The 17,906-nt window shown below is 62.3% G+C and carries 19 protein-coding genes; 13 read left to right on the forward strand and 6 right to left on the reverse strand.

Going from position 1 to position 17,906, the window contains the following annotated elements:
* Positions 1-216: DUF4148 domain-containing protein (locus B2W70_RS14925; protein WP_286746849.1), on the forward strand; the 216-nt coding region annotated here is incomplete at its 5' end.
* 24 nt (positions 217-240) lie between these two features.
* Here the strand turns inward: B2W70_RS14925 and B2W70_RS14930 are convergent.
* Positions 241-813, reverse strand: coding sequence for a carboxymuconolactone decarboxylase family protein (locus B2W70_RS14930; RefSeq protein WP_286746850.1), 573 nt, complete (start codon positions 811-813; stop codon positions 241-243).
* 111 nt (positions 814-924) lie between these two features.
* On the opposite strand from B2W70_RS14930, the gene B2W70_RS14935 reads away from it, so the two are divergent.
* The gene (locus tag B2W70_RS14935; RefSeq protein WP_286746852.1) at positions 925-1,791 is read left to right on the forward strand and encodes an AraC family transcriptional regulator; all 867 of its coding nucleotides are present in this window, start codon (positions 925-927) and stop codon (positions 1,789-1,791) included.
* 203 nt (positions 1,792-1,994) lie between these two features.
* Entirely contained in the window at positions 1,995-3,689 is a 1,695-nt protein-coding gene (locus tag B2W70_RS14940; protein ID WP_286746854.1) for a hypothetical protein, read from the forward strand.
* 11 nt (positions 3,690-3,700) lie between these two features.
* Here B2W70_RS14940 and B2W70_RS14945 read toward each other — a convergent pair whose 3' ends face one another.
* Positions 3,701-4,297, reverse strand: a complete 597-nt coding sequence (locus tag B2W70_RS14945) for a sce7726 family protein (protein WP_286746856.1) — start codon at positions 4,295-4,297, stop codon at positions 3,701-3,703.
* Between B2W70_RS14945 and B2W70_RS14950 the strand changes: the two genes are divergently transcribed.
* Positions 4,275-5,549 (forward strand): hypothetical protein, encoded by a 1,275-nt coding sequence (locus B2W70_RS14950; RefSeq protein WP_286746857.1) that lies wholly within the window; start codon positions 4,275-4,277, stop codon positions 5,547-5,549. The genes B2W70_RS14945 and B2W70_RS14950 overlap by 23 nt on opposite strands.
* 12 nt (positions 5,550-5,561) lie before the next feature.
* Here the strand turns inward: B2W70_RS14950 and B2W70_RS14955 are convergent, their stop codons facing one another.
* Positions 5,562-5,807, reverse strand: a complete 246-nt coding sequence (locus B2W70_RS14955; protein WP_349677464.1) for a helix-turn-helix domain-containing protein — start codon at positions 5,805-5,807, stop codon at positions 5,562-5,564.
* A 72-nt stretch (positions 5,808-5,879) separates the two neighbouring features.
* Here B2W70_RS14955 and B2W70_RS14960 point away from each other — a divergent pair, with 72 nt between their 5' ends.
* From B2W70_RS14960 to B2W70_RS14970, 3 genes are all read left to right on the forward strand, one after another.
* Positions 5,880-6,203, forward strand: coding sequence for a hypothetical protein (locus B2W70_RS14960; RefSeq protein ID WP_286746861.1), 324 nt, complete (start codon positions 5,880-5,882; stop codon positions 6,201-6,203).
* An 11-nt stretch (positions 6,204-6,214) separates the two neighbouring features.
* Positions 6,215-6,904 carry a hypothetical protein gene (locus B2W70_RS14965; RefSeq protein ID WP_286746863.1) on the forward strand — a complete coding sequence of 230 codons (690 nt, stop codon included), beginning with the start codon at positions 6,215-6,217 and terminating at the stop codon, positions 6,902-6,904.
* A 167-nt stretch (positions 6,905-7,071) separates the two neighbouring features.
* The gene (locus B2W70_RS14970) at positions 7,072-8,427 is read left to right on the forward strand and encodes a DUF4041 domain-containing protein (protein ID WP_286746865.1); all 1,356 of its coding nucleotides are present in this window, start codon (positions 7,072-7,074) and stop codon (positions 8,425-8,427) included.
* 242 nt (positions 8,428-8,669) lie between these two features.
* Here the strand turns inward: B2W70_RS14970 and B2W70_RS14975 are convergent, their stop codons facing one another.
* On the reverse strand, positions 8,670-9,674 hold the full coding sequence (locus B2W70_RS14975; RefSeq protein ID WP_286746867.1) for a GlxA family transcriptional regulator: 1,005 nt from the start codon (positions 9,672-9,674) through the stop codon (positions 8,670-8,672).
* Positions 9,675-9,787: 113 nt separating this feature from the next.
* On the opposite strand from B2W70_RS14975, the gene B2W70_RS14980 reads away from it, so the two are divergent.
* The 4 genes from B2W70_RS14980 (at position 9,788) to B2W70_RS14995 (ending at position 12,111) form a co-directional block, all read left to right on the forward strand.
* Positions 9,788-10,450: a DJ-1/PfpI family protein gene (locus B2W70_RS14980; RefSeq protein ID WP_286746869.1), complete on the forward strand. Its 663-nt coding sequence runs from the start codon at positions 9,788-9,790 to the stop codon at positions 10,448-10,450.
* 27 nt (positions 10,451-10,477) lie between these two features.
* Positions 10,478-11,098 (forward strand): hypothetical protein, encoded by a 621-nt coding sequence (locus B2W70_RS14985; protein ID WP_286746871.1) that lies wholly within the window; start codon positions 10,478-10,480, stop codon positions 11,096-11,098.
* A gap of 24 nt (positions 11,099-11,122) precedes the next feature.
* The gene (locus B2W70_RS14990; RefSeq protein ID WP_286746873.1) at positions 11,123-11,368 is read left to right on the forward strand and encodes an acyl-CoA-binding protein; all 246 of its coding nucleotides are present in this window, start codon (positions 11,123-11,125) and stop codon (positions 11,366-11,368) included.
* Between the two features lie 245 nt (positions 11,369-11,613).
* Positions 11,614-12,111: a nucleotidyltransferase family protein gene (locus B2W70_RS14995; protein WP_286746875.1), complete on the forward strand. Its 498-nt coding sequence runs from the start codon at positions 11,614-11,616 to the stop codon at positions 12,109-12,111.
* Positions 12,112-12,213: 102 nt separating this feature from the next.
* On the opposite strand, the gene lipA is transcribed toward B2W70_RS14995, so the two are convergent.
* Entirely contained in the window at positions 12,214-13,206 is a 993-nt protein-coding gene (lipA, locus tag B2W70_RS15000) for a lipoyl synthase (protein ID WP_286746877.1), read from the reverse strand.
* Between the two features lie 277 nt (positions 13,207-13,483).
* Between lipA and B2W70_RS15005 the strand changes: the two genes are divergently transcribed.
* Positions 13,484-15,055: a methyl-accepting chemotaxis protein gene (locus B2W70_RS15005; protein ID WP_286746879.1), complete on the forward strand. Its 1,572-nt coding sequence runs from the start codon at positions 13,484-13,486 to the stop codon at positions 15,053-15,055.
* Positions 15,056-15,074: 19 nt separating this feature from the next.
* Here the strand turns inward: B2W70_RS15005 and B2W70_RS15010 are convergent, their stop codons facing one another.
* On the reverse strand, positions 15,075-16,277 hold the full coding sequence (locus B2W70_RS15010; protein ID WP_286746881.1) for an aromatic amino acid transaminase: 1,203 nt from the start codon (positions 16,275-16,277) through the stop codon (positions 15,075-15,077).
* 166 nt (positions 16,278-16,443) lie between these two features.
* On the opposite strand from B2W70_RS15010, the gene B2W70_RS15015 reads away from it, so the two are divergent.
* On the forward strand, positions 16,444-17,906 hold a 1,463-nt coding region (locus B2W70_RS15015), incomplete at its 3' end, for a PAS domain-containing protein (RefSeq protein WP_286746883.1).

The raw sequence follows: 17,906 nt of genomic DNA on the forward strand, positions 1-17,906 counted from the left end.
GCCAAGCGCATGGGTGACTACCCCGTATTTGAGAATGGCCAAACGCCGAGGGAGGTGAATCCCTCGGCCTACCCGGCTCGCGCCACACCTGCGGGCAAAACGCGAGCGGAGGTGCAATCAGAATTGGCCAAAGCGATCCGCGTGGGTGATACGCCCTTGCTGGAAAACGGCATGACCCCTCGCGAGATGAATCCGCATCTGTACCCCGCTCGCTGAGAAGGGGCCCAAGCTTGTGGATGGTTAACGGTTCAACGCATGCGCCGCGAACCGGTCATCCAGCACGGTCCCAAACGCGTGGTTAGAGAAGTTGCTGAGCGTCTTGACCGCCACGGCCAGGATCAGCCACAAGATGTGCTGCTCCTGGAAGCCTGCGCGCAAGAAAGCCTGAACAGTTTCAGGCGAGGGACGGCCCTGAGTGTTCACCAACTCGGTGGCCAGCGCATGCAGGGCGCTCAGGCGGCTGTCGGCAATGGGCTGGCGCGAGCGGATCGCCTGCAACACGGCCGCAGGCACATTCGACACCTTGTCGGCGATCATGCTGTGTGCTGCCGCACAGTAGTCACATCCGTTGGCCATGCTGATCGCGAGGAAAGCCACTTCCTGCTCGGCGGGCGCTAGACCAGACTCTTTGCGAAACAGGCCATAGCCGTGCAGGTAGGTGCTAAGAACGGCAGGCACATTCACCATGTTGGCATACATGTTGGGGATGAAACCCACTTGCTTGAGGGCCTGCTCCAACAGCGGCTTTTGAGTCTCGTTGGCCAAGGCTGCGTTGACCGACGAGAGAACTTGGATGTAGGGCTGGTGTGACATGGTGCGCTGACTGAGTGGTGGTGTGCTCGGAGGGAGGAGTTGGGTGCCTGTGGATACAGGCGGCTGCATAAGGCAGACAGCTCCACTGTGGAGGAACAGCCGAGGCGCTGGGTGACTCAGAATCTCGGTTTGCCGATCATTCGTCTCGTCATGGACCACCTCTCCTCGCTGCTGCAGCGCTTCTCCCTCAGTGCAGGCGTCTTCTACGCTGGGCACTTGTGCGGGGTTCACGCGTTCGATCGGGACCCCACACACGGCCACGTTCACCTGATTCGCCGCGGTCCGGTGCGATTGACCGAGGTGCCAGAGTCCGCGCGGCTGATTGATCAGCCCACCTTGGTGTTCATGCCCAGGCCAGACGCACACCGCTTGATCACCGACGAACACGAGGGTGCCGATGTGGTGTGTGCCAACATCTTGTTTGGCGCAGGTGGACGCAACCCCATTACAGACTCCCTGCCTGGGGTGGTGTGCGTACCGCTCCAAGATCTTCCCGGAGCGGAGGCCTTGTTGAGCCTGCTGGACGAAGAAGCTTTCACACCAAACTGTGGTCGTCAGGCGGCCCTTGACCGCCTGTGCGAGTTGCTGCTGATTCGCCTGCTGCGCCACTGCATGGACCAGGGCATCACACAGGGCGGAGCGCTGGCTGGCCTCTCAGATCCCAGACTGTCGAAGGCTCTTCTGGCTTTGCATGATCACCCCGAGCGAGTTTGGCCGCTGGAAACCATGGCCAAACTAGCCGGCATGTCGCGTGCGCGTTTTGCGCATCACTTTCGAGAGGTCCTCGGGCAAACGCCTTCCGACTACCTGGCCTCGTGGCGGATGTCGGTGGCCCAGGGCCTGCTCAGATCTGGGCGTCCGATCAAACATGTGGCCATGGATGTGGGCTATGGCAGCACCAGTGCATTTTCGCGCGTGTTCGAGCGCAAGGTGGGGCAACTGCCATCGGTGTGGACAAAGCAGTTCACCCCGCGGTGATGGCGAGCCATCGCGGTGGCGCAACCCGAGCAGCCCCCTGCAGATGAGCCCAAGTCCTCCTCAAGTTGGAGCAAAAGCGTCATGCGCACGATCTTGTTCCAGTGTCAGCAGGCACTTCGTTTTGCTCTAGCATGACAGCCAGCCGGGAGGCGCCGCATGAATTGCGCGCCTCACCGAGCCCCATACAAAACAGGTGAGTTCTCATGTCATTGACGACCTTCGGGAAGCGCGAGCTGCCCCTGAACGTGTCTGTCTTTCCAAAAGGCAGTGCACGATGGCACCTAGACTGGTTTGGCCCGGTCTCCTTCCCCGACCGAGGGGGCCTGAACACGTCACCGTCGATTCGGGTTCAACTCTCCCGGATCGACGAAGCGCATGAGTCGCTGCACCCACAACCACGCCGATTGATCAAGCACGTTCACGTGACCGTGCGAACGATGATGATCCTCGGCCTCGGCGACATCTGGTCGAATGGCTTCCTGGTTTGTCGCAACCAGCGAGAGCGGGTCACGTTTGAAAACGTGCCCATCTCGCCCAAGACCGTGCGCTTGGTGAAAACAGGCACCAGCCTCAGCCCAGGCAATTTCCTGCTGCCCGCTGACGAGCATCCCTGGCACATGCAGCACACGCACTCCTACTGCGCGGAAGTGACCATGGCGGATGGCAGGCACCTGGTGATCCCGTGCCCAGTGCTGCTCAGGTTCTACTTCGGCTCCTCTTCTGCCCTGCTCGCCAAGCTGTTCCGCCCTGACCTCAAACGGACAGACCTTGGAATGGGTTGGAGCAAATCACCCGACGGACGCGCCGTTTTTCTGCGCCTCGGAGCCGCCATGCCGGGCCCAAGCGCCGAGGACATTGCACGCATCCTGCTGAACAAGCCCGCCTGGGCCGCAGCCAACTTGGTTCGCCAAAGCTGCCTGGAGGCATCGGTTCGCAACGAAACGGCCTACTTCAGATCAACCTTCCCATTTGAGGGCTCGACCACGCTGGAAGTACAAGGTGTCTGGGTCAGCCGCGAAGGGCACGCCAACAGAACATTCGTGGTCCACGAGATACACAGCTGCACGGCGCCCTTCCCTTTCCAGACATTGCGGTACCGCTTGCTCGCCACCGGTTCACGCACCAGTCAGCGGGAAGCCCCACGCAAGTCTGCATTGCAGTCTCACGCGACGACCCCGACCACCTCTGAGCAAGTGCTTCGCACGTCGCAAGGCCCCAGAGCGCCCGAGCTTCATGAACGCGACGCGTCCCTCAACCTGTCACCTGCCACTGCGTTCATCCAAGCTCGCCGAAAGTTCAAGGACCTGGAGCACAAGACGGTGTACGCGTGGAAAGAGACCCCTCTGGTTCCACCCACCTTTCGCAAGGCCAAAACCAAAGAGGCCAACGACGCATTCACCCTGGCAGATCAAGGCAGCGCAGCCAGGGTTCGCGGGCTGACGCTGGCTGAGTCAAGGACCGTCAGCTACTTTCACCCGCCCCCGCCCTTTCTGAGCCCGTATCTTCAGGAGCTGAAGCAGCTGACGCACCTGAACACCCAAGTCGTCACCATCGACGCGGTTGATGGGTGGACGGTTCCCATGCCTCCACGCAAACTCGGCGCGAAGAAGATCTTGCGGGCGTGCGTGATTTCTGTGGAGTGCCGCCACCTCTTCGCCACGGTCATCATCCCTGATTGCAGCCCCACGTCTGCACTGGTGTACGCCGACCTCATCGTCAGAGACGATGACGAGCTTCAGCAGCTGCTTGAGCGGGTGCCGGCGGACCTGCGTAAGCAGCTGCTCCTGGGCGCTCAAACGGTGGCGGTGGGCAGCGGCATGAGCTCCTCCAGCTCCGGCCCTGATCAGGCCGCCTCCTCGCCTGTCCTCACCGCCACCTTGAACCGTCACTTTCTGTGACGCACACGAGGTCAGCGAACGTCCCACCCCGTCAGGGAGATCGGGGGCGCCGTTCGCCTCCAATGCAGGAACTTCAGGACCTCGCGCCGCGCCCCGTCGGCACCGCACAGCGTGATCAGGTGATCGGCAAGCCTGGCGCGGCACCACGAGGCCGGAGGGGGTTGCCCTTGGAGCGCGGTCAAGCGCTCCTGCAGGTAGCTTCTCCACAGGACCTGCGCCGCCAGACGAGGGTCCGTGTGAGGGCTGCGGCCGCCGGCACGCGCTCGAACCCAGCAGAACTCTCCGTTCTCGTCTTGCGTGGCCATCAGCACACCCACCCAAGGCGGAGTGCGCGCACTGACCTCACCCCAATGGTGCCCTGTGACGATCGTGAGCCGGTCAAAAAACCGCCCGTGGTGCTCGATCTGCCGATTCAGATGGGCCAGCGAATCGCGATCGCTTTTGATTGCGAACCCGTGTGTTTCGTCGCCTGTGAACAAGGCCATGTCGGCACGACATGCGCCATCGCAGATGACCATTTGCTGCTCTAAATGGCATTTCCCCGCAGCACTTGATTGCTGGATTTTATTTTTCAGGTGATATTGAATGAGTGAATCGTCGAAAAACATGAATGAGCCCTCCTCGGAATCAATATCCAACAATTCAGAGGAAGTTCAAGCCCACTCAAACAAAAGCAAGATCCCGCCTTGGGATATTATTTCGAAGTGGTTTCAGCGGGCAACAAAAATCACAGGCCTGTTCGGTGCCTGGCTGGTTTTTTCATATTTCTTGATGACTGGCTACGCCCCGATCGACAACTTGGCGGGTGTAGGGGCGATTGCGGTGTTCATTGCCTACATCGCAGTCTTGTTGGCGTTCAGCTTCACGGTGCTATGGGGCATGCCATCCTTCGTGCTGAATCAGTGGGTGGAAGCCAAGAATCGGGACGACCTCGTAGGCGGCCTGCTCCAGGAGAACGGCACAGCCACCTCCCCCGCCCCGTCCTTGCAAAAGGTGCTGCTTTTCAGCGCAGGAACCATCATTGCTCCGGGTTTGATATTCTGGCTTTGTGCCTTCAAGCCATTTCTCGGTGAAGTCTTTTACATTCTGCTTGCCGCCGGGATAGCATTTTTCGCGCTCGCCTGGTATGCATTCGTTTTCCCAAAGGGGTCATCAGACTCACCCCGGCTGTTGAATAACAAGGGGAACAGGGCGCGAGCAGGCAAACGAACCGCCCTTTTCCTTGCTCTGTCTGCTGCATCACTCCCCGCAGCTCTTCCGATCATAAAAATCCTGGAAAACGCCAGCGTTCTTGAAAAAGCCAGCGATCAAGCGCAAATCGCTGCTGTATTCGGCTCTCTGGTGATCGTGTGCATCGGAAACTCGTTGGCTTGGGCGATTTCACTGAGCCCAAAAGCGACGGACACAGTCAAGCATGTCGCCACGGCATTCACGGCTGCATCGTCCATCGCCCTTTTGGCGCTGCTGGTCGGCGCCACCTCCGGCCTCACCCGCATGGTCATGAGCGCCAGCTCCATGAGGTTGGACAACACGACCATTCACATCGAAGGTTCGTTCTGCGGCGTCTTGGCCCGTGTCGTGGCGCCCAAGGAGGCATCGCCCACGCGCTGCATGGTCACGCACGCGCAAGTGTCTTCACGCTTGGGTGACCGCTGGTGGGTGGAGTGCCGTCGAAGAACAGAAAACGCCACCGGCGACAGCAAGCCTGGCGGCTACAGCTTGCCGGCATCCCAGGTCATCACGTGGACTCGGGGCCTTGCGGCTGAGTCGGCTGCGTCCTCACCATCTGCGCCCCAGGACGCCAACGCATACGCCGAATACACGGCATCGCAGGTCTGCGATGCGCTGATCAAGCGCTGACGCGGCGGCAGGTCACTTGCCTGGGGCGTCGAACAGCGCCTGAACAGGCACGCCAACGCTGTCTGCCAGCGCGTGAATCATGGTCAGCGTCGGGTTGGCCTTGCCGGTTTCGATCCGGCTCATGTACGTGCGAAACAGGCCGCAGCGGTCGGCCAAGTCCTCCTGCGTCATGCCTTTGGCTTGACGCAGTTCCCTGATCCTTTGACCGAAAGCCTGTTGAGGAGAGTGCCGCACAGCGCGACTCTCCAAGTTGTACACTCATTCGTACACACACTAATTCGCACATTCGGGGTTGTGCAACGCCCCGCTGTGCCACAACGGGAGGTTGAAATGAGTGACCAGGAAGGGCTCCAGGAGCGCCCGGCGATGACGCTGCAGTCGGCGGCGTTGTTTTATGCAGGCCTGTTAGTCGTCTGGCTGGGCATGCTCAAGCTGGCGATGAGCACCACGTGGTTCCCCAATGGGGCCTTGATCGCGTACCACCTCGCAGCGGGCTTTGTGCTGAACCGGTGGGTCCTGCGAGACCTGGTTCAGTGGCACCCCCAGCATGCCACCTTGAACAACGTGGTGAAGGCCAAGCTGTCTGCCTTCTTCTTTTGGCCGCTGGCCTACGCGGGCATCCTGATCAGGATGCTCGTGAACAAGGTCCTGTGAGTGGGGCGGTCATGAACCAAGCGAGCAACAGACTGGCTGTATTGGCCATTGCCATGGTCGCGACGCATTTGACCGGCTGCACGCGCAACGAGGCGGAGCCCACCGAAGCCAACTTGCTGGATGCTTTCACCAGGGCCCCGGATGTTTGCGCCACGCGCTTTCCTTTGCCGCTGGAGGTGCCAGAGAGCGAACGGGCGACTGCGGCGAAGTACCCGACCATGGCGCCAGGACGTGGCCCGATCCTGCTTGAAGCGGGGTTGCTGGAGAAGACGACGGTGAAGCGGGAGGTGCGCAAGTACCTTGGCGGATCCTTCATGATCGAGGTGGACCGGTATTCGCTGAGTGAGGCGGCCAAGCCGTTCTTCAAGCCCAATGGCGACGTGGTGGGCGTTGATGGCAAGAACCACCAGCAAGGTCGGCTGTGCTTCGCCAAGCGACGCGTGACGGCGATCAAGCAGATTGAGCCGGTTGGCAAGGTCAACTTGCGTGACGCTGTGAAGGTCGCCTACACGTATGAGTTGGCAGAGGTCGCGGAGTTTGCCAAGTCGGCAGCGGTGCAGCGCGCGTTGCCGTCCATCGCCAAGGCGATGGAGCAAAGCGATGGCAAGGCGACTTGTCATGCTGTGATGACTTTGGTCGATGGTCGCTGGCAAGCGGGGCGAACGCCTGACAGCATCAGTGGGTGCTTGTTGGACCACTAGGCCATGGCACGAGGTGTCTGATCGCGCATCGCGCTCATCGAGAATGCAATGGCTGGAGGGTGGTCGACTCGTTCATTGCCTCCCAGGCGGCCTCCCCCCCATCGAATCATGGGCCCTTCGCGGTCAAGCTCGCGGTAGCATCGTGCAAACAAACAGGGGGAACAAACTTGCCGATCCGCGACTACCTCAACGGCCCCAAGCACAAGGCCCGCGCCACGCAACTTGACGAAGAACTGGCCAGGTTGCAGGCCAAGCATGCAGCGCTGCAAGAGCAAGCTCGCCAATGTGGAGCGCTCGACTTGCTAGCGGTGCGAGAACTCGTCGAACAAGCAAATGCGCAACTGACATCTGTCAACACGGAAATCGCTGCAGCCAAACATCGTCAGGAAGAGCTCAATGCGCAGATCAAAGGCCTGCGCAGTGAAGTCCTGGTGCTTGAAGAAGCCGTTCTGCTTGAAAGCTTTGCGCTGTACACGCCCAAGTTTTCCTTCACCACCAGCCAGCACTACAAAGCTGAGTTGGACAGAATCCGAGACAGGCAGAAAGCACTGATCAAAACAGGTCAGGCGGCAACGGGCAGCACCACTTGGACTGTGAACGGCAAGGCAGCCGAAGGCCGGAAGATGGTCAACGACATGTTGAAGCTCCTCATCAGGTCGTTCAACAACGAGTGCGACCAGTGTGTGGACAACGTCAAGTTTGACAACGTCGAGTTGAACGAAAAGCGCATTCAGAAGTCGTTCGAGGCATGCAACAAGCTGGGGCGCGTGATGTCCGCGCAAATCGCGCCCGAGTACTTGAAGCTCAAGCTGGACGAGCTGCACCTGGCTCATGAGTTCCAGCGGAAAAAGCAGGAAGAAAAGGAAGAGGCCAAACGCGCGCGAGAAGAGTTGCGTGAGCAGCAGAAGCTGGAGCAAGAAATCCGCGCGGCGCGTGAGCGCATTGGCAAAGATCGCAAGCATTTCGGAGCGGCACTCAAAGACCTTCAGGCTCGCCTTGACAAGTCATCAAGCGACGAAGATCGGGCTGCCTTGACCCAGAAAATCGCCGAAATCGAAGCGCGCAAGACAGCGCTCGACAGCGAGGAAAAGCTCATCGACTACCGAGAGCAGAACGCAAAGGCTGGCTATGTCTACGTGATCTCGAACGTCGGCGCCTTTGGTGAAGGCATCTACAAAATCGGGATGACCCGGCGCCTGGACCCGATGGAACGAGTGGACGAACTGGGCGATGCGTCGGTGCCTTTCTGGTTCGACGTCCACGCAATGGTCTTCTCTGAGAACGCGCCATCGTTGGAGGCCAAGCTGCACGAGAGGTTCTCGACAGGTCGCCTGAACAAGGTCAATGGACGCAAGGAGTTCTTCCGTGCGGACATTCGGGAGATCGAGGCTGTGATCAGAGCCAACTACGACGCGGTGGTCGAGGTGGTGCACGAGGCCCCGGCTGAGCAGTTCCGTGAAAGCCTGAGGATGGCGGTACCGTCAGATGCCATACAAGCCGCTGAGCGGCATGCGCAGGCTTAGACATGAGGCGGATTCTTGTGTCTTCTGCCATGCAGCGCCAGTGCATGCAGGACCACTCGAACAACAGGGGATCCGCTTGGTGTAGACGCACGTACATCGACAACGTATATGTCGGGATTGCAGCGGTTGCTGCCGTAGGGCGAGGCCAGGTAGGCTTACCCTGTTCCCACGAAGCGGCTGTTCAGTTTGTCAACTTCGAGTTGAGACACGTCAACCTGCTCAAACGCCGACGCGTCGATACCTCACCCACGGGGAAACGTCGCAACCCGCTTTCCCTGGAACCACCGTTTGTAGTGCCCCGGCGTTTGACCCGTCTCGCGCGCAAACAACCTGGAGAATGTCGCCAGGTCGTGGTATCCAACGGCAACCACGACTTCAGCGACGGACATGGAGCTGAGTTCCAGCAAGTGCTTGGCCTTTTCGATCCGGGCCTTCTGCAGCCACTGAAGAGGTGTCATGCAGGTTTCCTGGCGGTAACGCCGAAGTACCGTACGTGAAGTGACGTTGAAGGCGTCGGCCAGAGCGCAGAGGTTGTACGTTTCACTGAGGCGTTGCGCCAGCCACCGATTGACCTGCTTTGAAAACGGCGCGCGGTTCTGTGGAATCAACGCCGTGTCAATGTAGGCCCGCTGACTGACGCGCCCCCCATCGATCAGCGCCAGCTTGCTCACCGCGCGAGCCACAGCGGAGCCCATGCTCTCACGGATCAGGTGCAGGCCCAGATCCATCACGCTGCTCACAGCCCCGGTAGTGGTGATTCCACCGTCTGACAGGATCACAGCATCCTTCTCAATCTGTACGTCGGGATACCTGTCTTGGAACTCACTCACAAAAGGCCAAGCGGTGGCGGCGCGCCGGCCCTGGAGTACGCCCGCCTCCGCCAGGACGAAGCTGCCGATGCAGACCGAGGCCAGCTCTGTGCCTTGCCCATGGAAGCGGCGAATCGCCTTCAGTTCCTGGCCTAGCCGAGCAAAGCGCTCGTCCCACTCACCGAACCGGGAGACCTCCAAGCCGGGAACCACGATCAGATCCGGCTTGCCCCGCAGGCGCTGCGCCGCCACCTTGAACCCGCCTGCGATGGCCACAGGGTTTGGCCGGAGTGTGACGAGCTTGACCCGCAGCGCAGAGAATTTTCCCGGGTGCATGTTCTTGGCCAGGTGATTGGCCATGAGCACCAGGTCCGTCAAGGCAAACACTTCCATGCCCATGCAGCCCGGGTAGACGAGGATGGCGATCTCCTTGATCATTTATTCGTCCAAATGTCTTAAATGCACAAAATATAGTCTGAAACGACACTGGCTGATCACGCTGGGAACGCACAAGATAAGGCCTCACTCAACCACTGACCAGAGGCTTTGTCATGCGATTGACGATTGTTCTTTTTGATGGATTCACCGCGCTGGACATTGTTGGCGGCTACGAAGTCTTGGCCAACATACCTGGGGTAGAAACAGAATTCGCAGCTTTGCAATGCGGCCCCGTTTGGGCCGATACAAGACGCCTGGCGTTGACAGCGTACAGAAGCTTCACCGACATCGACAGCACCGACATCCTGTACGTACCTGGTGGCCCGGGTGTCACTCCTGCTTTGAACGACCAGGATGTACTCGACACCATCCGGCGACTGGCCGTCAGTGCCCAATGGACGGTGGGTATCTGCAACGGCGTTGAGCTGCTCGGCGAGGCTGGGCTCTTGTATGGCAAGCAGGTCACCACGAACTGGGCGGTGCGCGACAGGGTTGCCGACTATGGTGCGAATGTCAGCACAAACCGGTTCATCCGCGATGGCCAGCTCATCACCGGTGCCGGCGTCTCGGCCAGCATCGACGCAGGACTGTTTCTGGCCGGTCTGCTGGCCGGCGAGGAGTTGGCCAAGACGCTGCAACTCGGAATCGAGTATTACCCCGACCCTCCCTTTGGCAACGGAACGCCCGACAGCGCATCGGACTTTGCCAAGTCCATCGTCAAGCAATTCGAAGCCGAAGGCGCAGAGCGCATTCGCAGCCTGACCGCGCCGGCCTGAGCCGGGCAATCACTCTGCGGGAACCCCATGGACTACTTCTTCTCGCCTATGGCGTGCTCTTTCGCGGGGCACGTGATCATTCTCGAGGCCTCGTTACCCATCAAGATGCAGCCTGTATCGCTGTTGCGAAAGCAGACAAGCGATGGCCTGGCGTTTGAGGCCATCTCGACCAAGAGCCAGGTCCCGGTGCTGCGTTTCGACGATGGGCGCATCCTCACCGAAAACAGCGTTGTGTTGCAGGTGCTCGCCGAGATGGCTCCCGAGTTCGGTCACCTTCCGGCGCGATCAAGCCCGAACGGGCAGGCCACCCTTGAATGGCTGAGCTTCGTGGCTTCGGAATTACACAAGCACTGCCTTTACCCGATATTCACGAAAGGCGTGCCGGCAGAAGTACAGGCGTGGGCGAAGGTCAATTTGGGAACGAAGCTCGCCTTCGTTTCCAAGCATCTTTCCCACACCCCTTATCTGGCCGGCAAGGCCTTCTCGGTCGCTGACGCCTACTTCGGCTGGGCGCTGATGCTCACCCTGCGCGGCGGGCTGTGGGAGCCGAAGGGCGACTTGCTCGCCTACTGGGTCCGCCTGCTGGAGCGGCCTGCCTTCATAGCGGCCATGAAAAACGAAGAAGAACTGTTCAACCAATTCGCCTGACCCGGGAGACGACCTGTGCCTACCGTGATCGAAGAATTCACCGTCGCCATTGAGCGTTCAAAAGCGCTGAAGAGCCGACCCGACAGCGCCATGCTGCTCAAGTTATACGGTCTGTACAAGCAAGGCACGACAGGAGATAACGCCACCCCAAAACCCGGGTTCGACGACATGATGGCTCGCACGAAGTGGACAGCCTGGACGGAATGCAAGGGACTGTCTCAAGAGGAGGCGATGCAGCACTACATCGACTTGGTCGCCGGGCTCGAGTGAGCGTTCTCGAAGAAGTTTTGATCAACTGATTTCGCGGTGTGGTCAGGAGACCCGGTCCGGATCGGGCAAGAGGCTAGAGCGGTCATTGGGCATGGCTCAGCTCGTATGACTCCTTCCAGCCTAAAGCTGACCGATGCCCGCGCCCCACCCTACCATGGCGGGCTCACATCCACGAACTGAGACACCGAAGCCCAATTCCGTCAGGATGTCTTGCAGAACGCGGTCAAAGCCACCGTCCTGTCGCGATGGCAGGACCTGGAGCTCCCCAATGCCTGGCTGGTGGCTGTCTGTTCCAGACAGTCTGGAACCTGCAACGCGGCCGCCCGCCCGAGCAAGGCATCAAAGACTACGACCTGTTCTATTTCGACCCCACCGACCTGAGCGAGGCCGCTGAAGGGCAGGCCCAGTTCCGGGTAAGTTCCCTGCTGGCTGACCTTGACGCCACGATTGAAGTGGCCAATCAGGCACGTGTCCACCTCTGGTACCCAGGGTACTTCGGGCGACCATGCCCACCGCTGCAGTCGAGCGAAGATGGCATTCGGCGCTTTCTCGTGCTGGAAACGTGTGTGGGCATTCGTCCCCATGAATGCCACGCACCGTTTGGCTTCTCGGGGCTGTACGCGGGCTCGTTCACACCCAACCCTCTCACGCCGTATCCGGAGCTGTTCGCAGCCAAGGTGGCCAGCTACCGGGCACGCTGGCCCACATCAGGGCGCACGCCGACGCTGCTCCGCGAGACCTAGCCCGGGTTCACGCCGGTCACGCCCGGCGCCCAAGCCCTCGCGCCAAGCCCGTTTTTCTCCGCCTCTTCGAGATTTTTCTCGCCCACTTCGAGATTTTCTCTCTCAGTTCGAGACATTCACACGCACCCCGGCTTGCGCGGCCTGCTGATCGGCGTGGTAGCTCGAACGCACCATCGCCCCCACCGCCGCGTGCGTGAAGCCCAGTCGCTTGGCCTCTTCCTCGAAGGCCTTGAAGGTGTCCGGGTGCACGTAGCGGCGCACCGGCAGGTGGTGACCCGAAGGCGCCAGGTACTGGCCGATGGTGATCATGTCGATGCCATGCTCGCGCATGTCTCGCATCACCTGGTAAACCTCCTCGTCGGTCTCACCCAGGCCGACCATGATGCCGCTCTTGGTCGGCACATCGGGGTGCAGGGCCTTGAACTTCTTGAGCAGGTTCAGGCTGAACTGGTAGTCCGACCCCGGGCGCGCTTCCTTGTACAGGCGCGGCGCGGTTTCCAGGTTGTGGTTCATCACGTCAGGCGGCGCGGCCTTGAGGATTTCCAAAGCGCGCTCGTCGCGGCCGCGGAAGTCGGGCACCAGGATCTCGATGCGCGTGGCTGGCGACTGCTCGCGAACCTGCTTGATGCATTCCACGAAGTGGCCGGCACCACCGTCGCGCAGGTCATCGCGGTCCACCGAGGTGATGACGACGTACTTGAGCTTGAGCGCCGCGATCGTCTTGGCCAGGTTGGCCGGCTCGTTGACGTCCAACGGATCGGGACGGCCGTGGCCCACGTCGCAGAAGGGGCAGCGGCGCGTGCACTTGTCGCCCATGATCATGAACGTGGCCGTGCCGTGGCCGAAGCATTCACCGATGTTGGGGCACGAGGCCTCTTCGCACACCGTGTGCAGCTTGTGCTCGCGCAGGATGTTCTTGATCTCGTAGAAGCGCGTGCTGGGCGAGCCCGCCTTGACGCGGATCCAGTCGGGTTTTTTCAGCACCTCACCGGCCGGCACGATCTTGATGGGGATGCGCGCGGTCTTGGCCTGGGCCTTCTGCTTGGCGGATGGGTCGTAGGCGGCTGGGGATGCGGCGGCAGGCGATGCGCTCAAGGGTGCGGAGGCGGCAGGCGACCCAGTGGCTGGCGCTTGTGGCGCGGCCGGGCTCGAGGGGGACGTGGTGGGCTCGGACATATCCCGAAACTGTAGCCCATTGGGCGGTGCCAGGTGATGTGGCCGGCCGCAGGCCGAGGACGGGTCCTTTGGGGTTCGCTCAAGCGGCGTGCATTCCGGCCGATAACCCTGCTGAGCTCATGGCGACCCCCGGCCCCTGCGGTGATGGCTGGCAAACACGCGCCGAGCACTTCCAACCCGCATCAAGCAATCGACCATGCCGAAACAATTCTCCCTGTCCGCCAAGCTCGGCACTGCCACCGCGATCTTCTGGTTGGGCTTCGTCATCCTGGCTGCCCTGAGCCTGCACGGGCTGGGCAGCCTGAGCCGAGACCTGCGGGAGGTGTACGACCACCACATGCGTGCCAGCATCGAGGCGGCCAGGCTCGCTGAGTTGATCCAGCAAAACCGCACCGAGGTCCTGCTGACCTTCCAGCATTCCCCCGACAGCCCCGTGCTGGACGTGCACGACCACCCGACCGACGTGCACCTTGAGCAGATGCGCAAACGGGCCGAGGACATCCAGGCGAGCTGGCAGCGCTTGCAGCAACTGGATGCCCAGCCGGCGGATCAGGCCGCCCTGTCCTCGGTGGCGGTGGCGTTGAGCGCCTGGCAGGCACAGTGCGATGCCGCGCGCAAAGCACTGGACGCAGGCCTCTTCGACAAGGCCACGCTGGCGGCGTTCCTGAAAGCCGGCCGCACCGAAGGCAAGGTCTTGTTCGAGGCCCTGCATGCACTGGAGCAACACCACCTTGATGCCTCCCAGTCGCTGTTCGAAGACAGCCAGGTCACCCACCAGCGCGCCTGGACGGCGGTGGTGGCCTTGCTGGCCCTGGCCCTGGCGCCGGCCACCTGGCTGGCTTGGGGCGGCATGCGTCGCCTGGTTGGCGGCTTGGGCTTTGCGCGCCGCGTGTCTGGCGCCATCGCCGATGGCAAGCTGGAGGCGGTGCCCCACGATCCGCGCGGGGACGAAGTCGCCGACCTCATCAACGACCTCCAGCGCATGCGAAACAACCTGGCCGACCTGATCGGACAGGTTCGCGAAGTCAGCGAAAGCGTCGAAGTGGCCAGCAACGAAGTGGCCGCCGGCAACCAGGACCTGTCGGTGCGCACCGAGCGCACGGCCAGCAGCCTGCAAGAGACGGCCAGCGCCACGGTCGAGCTCAATGAGACCGTGCGCCAGAACGCCGACAACGCCCGCCAGGCCAACCAGATGGCCGATGCCGCCAGCCAGGTGGTCACCGACGCCGGCCGCGTGGTGGGTGAGGTGGTCACCACCATGCGCGACATCCACGAGAGCTCACGCAAGATCTCGGACATCATCGGCGTGATCGACGGCATCGCCTTCCAGACCAACATCCTGGCGCTCAACGCCGCCGTGGAAGCCGCCCGAGCAGGTGAACAGGGCCGAGGCTTTGCCGTGGTGGCTGGCGAGGTGCGCACCCTGGCGCAACGCTCGGCCCAGGCCGCCCGTGAGATCAAGGACCTGATCCAGGCCTCGACCGAACACGTCGAGTCGGGGGCGTCGCTGGTGCATGATGCGGGCCGGACCATGGCCGCCACCGTCGAGGCCGTGGACCGGGTGGCCGGCCTGATCCACGACATCGCCCGGGCCACGCAGGAACAAAGCCAGGGCGTGGGCAGCGTGCACGGCTCGGTCAGCCAGCTCGAAGGCATGACCCAGCAGAACGCCGCCCTGGTCGAGCAGGCGGCCGCCGCCGCGGCCAGCCTCAAGGACCAGGCCGACGCGCTGGCGCGAGTGGTCGCACGCTTTCGCGTGGACGGCTGAGGCAGGCCGCGCTCAGCGTTCAGAGCACGGCCGCAAAAGCCTTCGCCACGGCGTCCACGTTGTTGGCGTTCAGGCCGGCGGCGCACATGCGGCCCGAGCGCAGCACGTACACGCCGTGCTCGACTCGCAAGGCATCGGCCTGCTCGGGGCTCACACCGGTGTAGCTGAACATGCCGCGTTGGTCGATGAAGTAGCGCACATCCAGGCCCGGCTTGCGGCTGGCCAGCTTGGCGACCACGCCGTCGTACAGCCGCTGGCGCATCACCTTGATGCGCTGGCGCATCTCGCTCAGCTCGTCGGCCCACAGCTGGCGCAGCTCGCTCGACTGCAGCACCTGGGCCACGATCTGCGCACCGTGCGTCGGCGGGCTGGAGTAATTGCGGCGCACCGCTGACATCAACTGCCCCAGCACCAGCTGGGCTTGCGCCTTGTCGGGGCAGACGACGCTGAGGCCACCCACGCGCTCGCCGTACAGCGAGAAGCTCTTGGAGAACGAGTTCGCCACGAAGAAGCTCACGCCGGCATCGGCCAGGGCGCGCAGGGCGAAGGCGTCTTCCTCGATGCCGTCGCCAAAGCCTTGGTAGGCGATGTCCAGGTAGGGCAGCAGCTGGCGCTTCTTGAGCACCTCGGTCAGCTGCGTCCACTGGGCGTTGCTCAGGTCGACGCCGGTGGGGTTGTGGCAGCACGCGTGCAGCAGCACGATGCTTTGGGCCGGCAGCGCGTCGATGGCGGCCAGCATGGCGTCGAACTTCAGGCCCTTGGTGGCCGCATCGTAATAGGGATAAGTGTTGACCTGAAAACCCGCACCTTCGAACATGGCGCAGTGGTTGTCCCACGTCGGGTCGCTCACCCACACCTGCGAGTCGGGGAAGTAGCGCTTGAGGAAGTCACCGCCCACCTTCAAGCCACCCGAGCCGCCCAGGGTCTGGATGGTGGCGATGCGGCCGCTCTTGACGGCCTCGTGGTCGGCGCCGAAAAGCAACTCCTGCACGGCCTGGCGGTAGCCCGGGTGACCGGTCATGGGCAGGTAGGGCTTGGGGCCGACCTTGGCCAGCAGCGACGACTCCGCCTCGCGCACCGCGCGCATCACCGGCAGTCGGCCTTCGTTGTCGAAGTAAATGCCGATGGACAGGTTGATCTTGTCCGCGCGCGGGTCCTTCTGGAAGTCTTCGTTGAGGGTGAGGATGGGGTCGCCGGGGTAGGCGTCGACGTGCAAAAACATGTTGGCTCCTGGGGCACAGCAGGATGAGAGGGGGTCAGGGCGCATTATCGTGGGGGCCCGCCCCGGTGCTGCGTGGGTTCACCCTCCAGTTTTGGGGGCGGCCTGCCGATGATGAGATCAGGGAGCGGCCTCATCGCCTGAGACAATGTCTCCCACAAGGAGCCACATGAACCCCTCTGTGCCCGCCTCTCACCAGGCCGAACAAAGGGCAGACCAGCCGGCAGAGCGCCCTGCCCAGGAAGCCACTCGCTTGCGTGCGCTGGCGCGGCTGGAACTGCTCGACACCCCGCCAGATGCCGAGCTCGACCGGCTCACCGCCGTCACGGCCCGCAGCCTGCGCATGCCCGTCTGCCTGATCTCGCTGGTTGCCCGCGACCGGATCTGGTTCAAATCCCGCGTCGGCGTGACGCTGGCCGAAGCCCCCCGCCAAGGCAGCTTGTGCCACGAGGTGGTTCAAACCGGTCAGGCACTGGTCTGTCCAGACTTGAACAACGACCCCAGGCACGCACAACACGCCCTGGTGCGCCGCCCCCCCGGCCCATTGCGCTTCTACGCCGGCTCGCCCCTGCTGGTCCACGGCGAAGTGGTGGGCACGCTGTGTGTGCTCGACGAGCGCGCCCGCGCCGATTTTGGTGCCGACCAGCAAGCCATCCTGGCCGACATGGCCCAAGTGGTCTGCGATGCCATGCGACTGCGACAGGTTCAGATCAACGCCGAACGCGAGCGCGAGCTGTTCGCCGATGGGCCTTTTGCCGCCCTCACGTGGGACAACCACCCCACGCAGCCCCGGATCAAGCACCGATCAGACAACCTGGCGAGCGTCGTGGGCACCGACGTGGCCATGGCCTTGCTGGCCGGCGCCGCGCTGCACACCTGCGTTGACCCTCGCGACGCGGAGGATGTTCGCCTGGCCCTGCTCAGCCACCAGCACCCCGCCACGACCTCAGGCAGCTCGGCACAAAACCAGACTCGCTTTCGACTCAACCTGACCGGACGCTGGCTGCAGCTCATCACGGTGGGCGACCACGACCGGCAAGGCAAGCTGCAGCGCATCCGCGGCTACCTGAGCGACGCCAGCCGACAAAAGCAGCTGGAAACCACCATCGCGTCCACCAACGAGCGCCTGCACCTGGCCATGGAATCCGCACGCATCGGTGCCTGGGACATGGACCTGATCGCCCAGAAGCGCCTTTGCAACCCCCGCGTGGCCCGCATGCTCGGTTTGCGCCACGAGGAGTTCGAACTCTCGAGCGATGCCTGGATGGCCCTGGTCCACCCCTTTGACCGCCCTGCCTTGATCGAGAACGCGGTCAAACGCCTGGCCCTGAGCGATGCCGAGCTCGCTGCACGCAACGAGCTGTTTTCAATCGAGTACCGCATCCGCCACCGCGAAGGCCACTACATCTGGGTGCAAAGCTGCGCCCGCCTGGTCTCGCGCGACAACCTGGGCCGCCCCTCCCGCGTGGTGGGCACGCTGATCGACATCACCGAAGCCAAAGCCGCCGACGAGCTGCGACGCCGCCAGCAGAAGCTGCTCTCGCTGGTCAACGTGGCGCAACGCACCTTTCTGCAGGACAAGAGCCTGGCCACCGCTTGTGAAGGCCTTTTCGAGCCGCTGCTGGAGCTCAC

Source organism: Aquabacterium sp. UBA2148 (genome assembly GCF_002328915.1).
Lineage (GTDB): Bacteria > Pseudomonadota > Gammaproteobacteria > Burkholderiales > Burkholderiaceae_C > Aquabacterium > Aquabacterium parvum.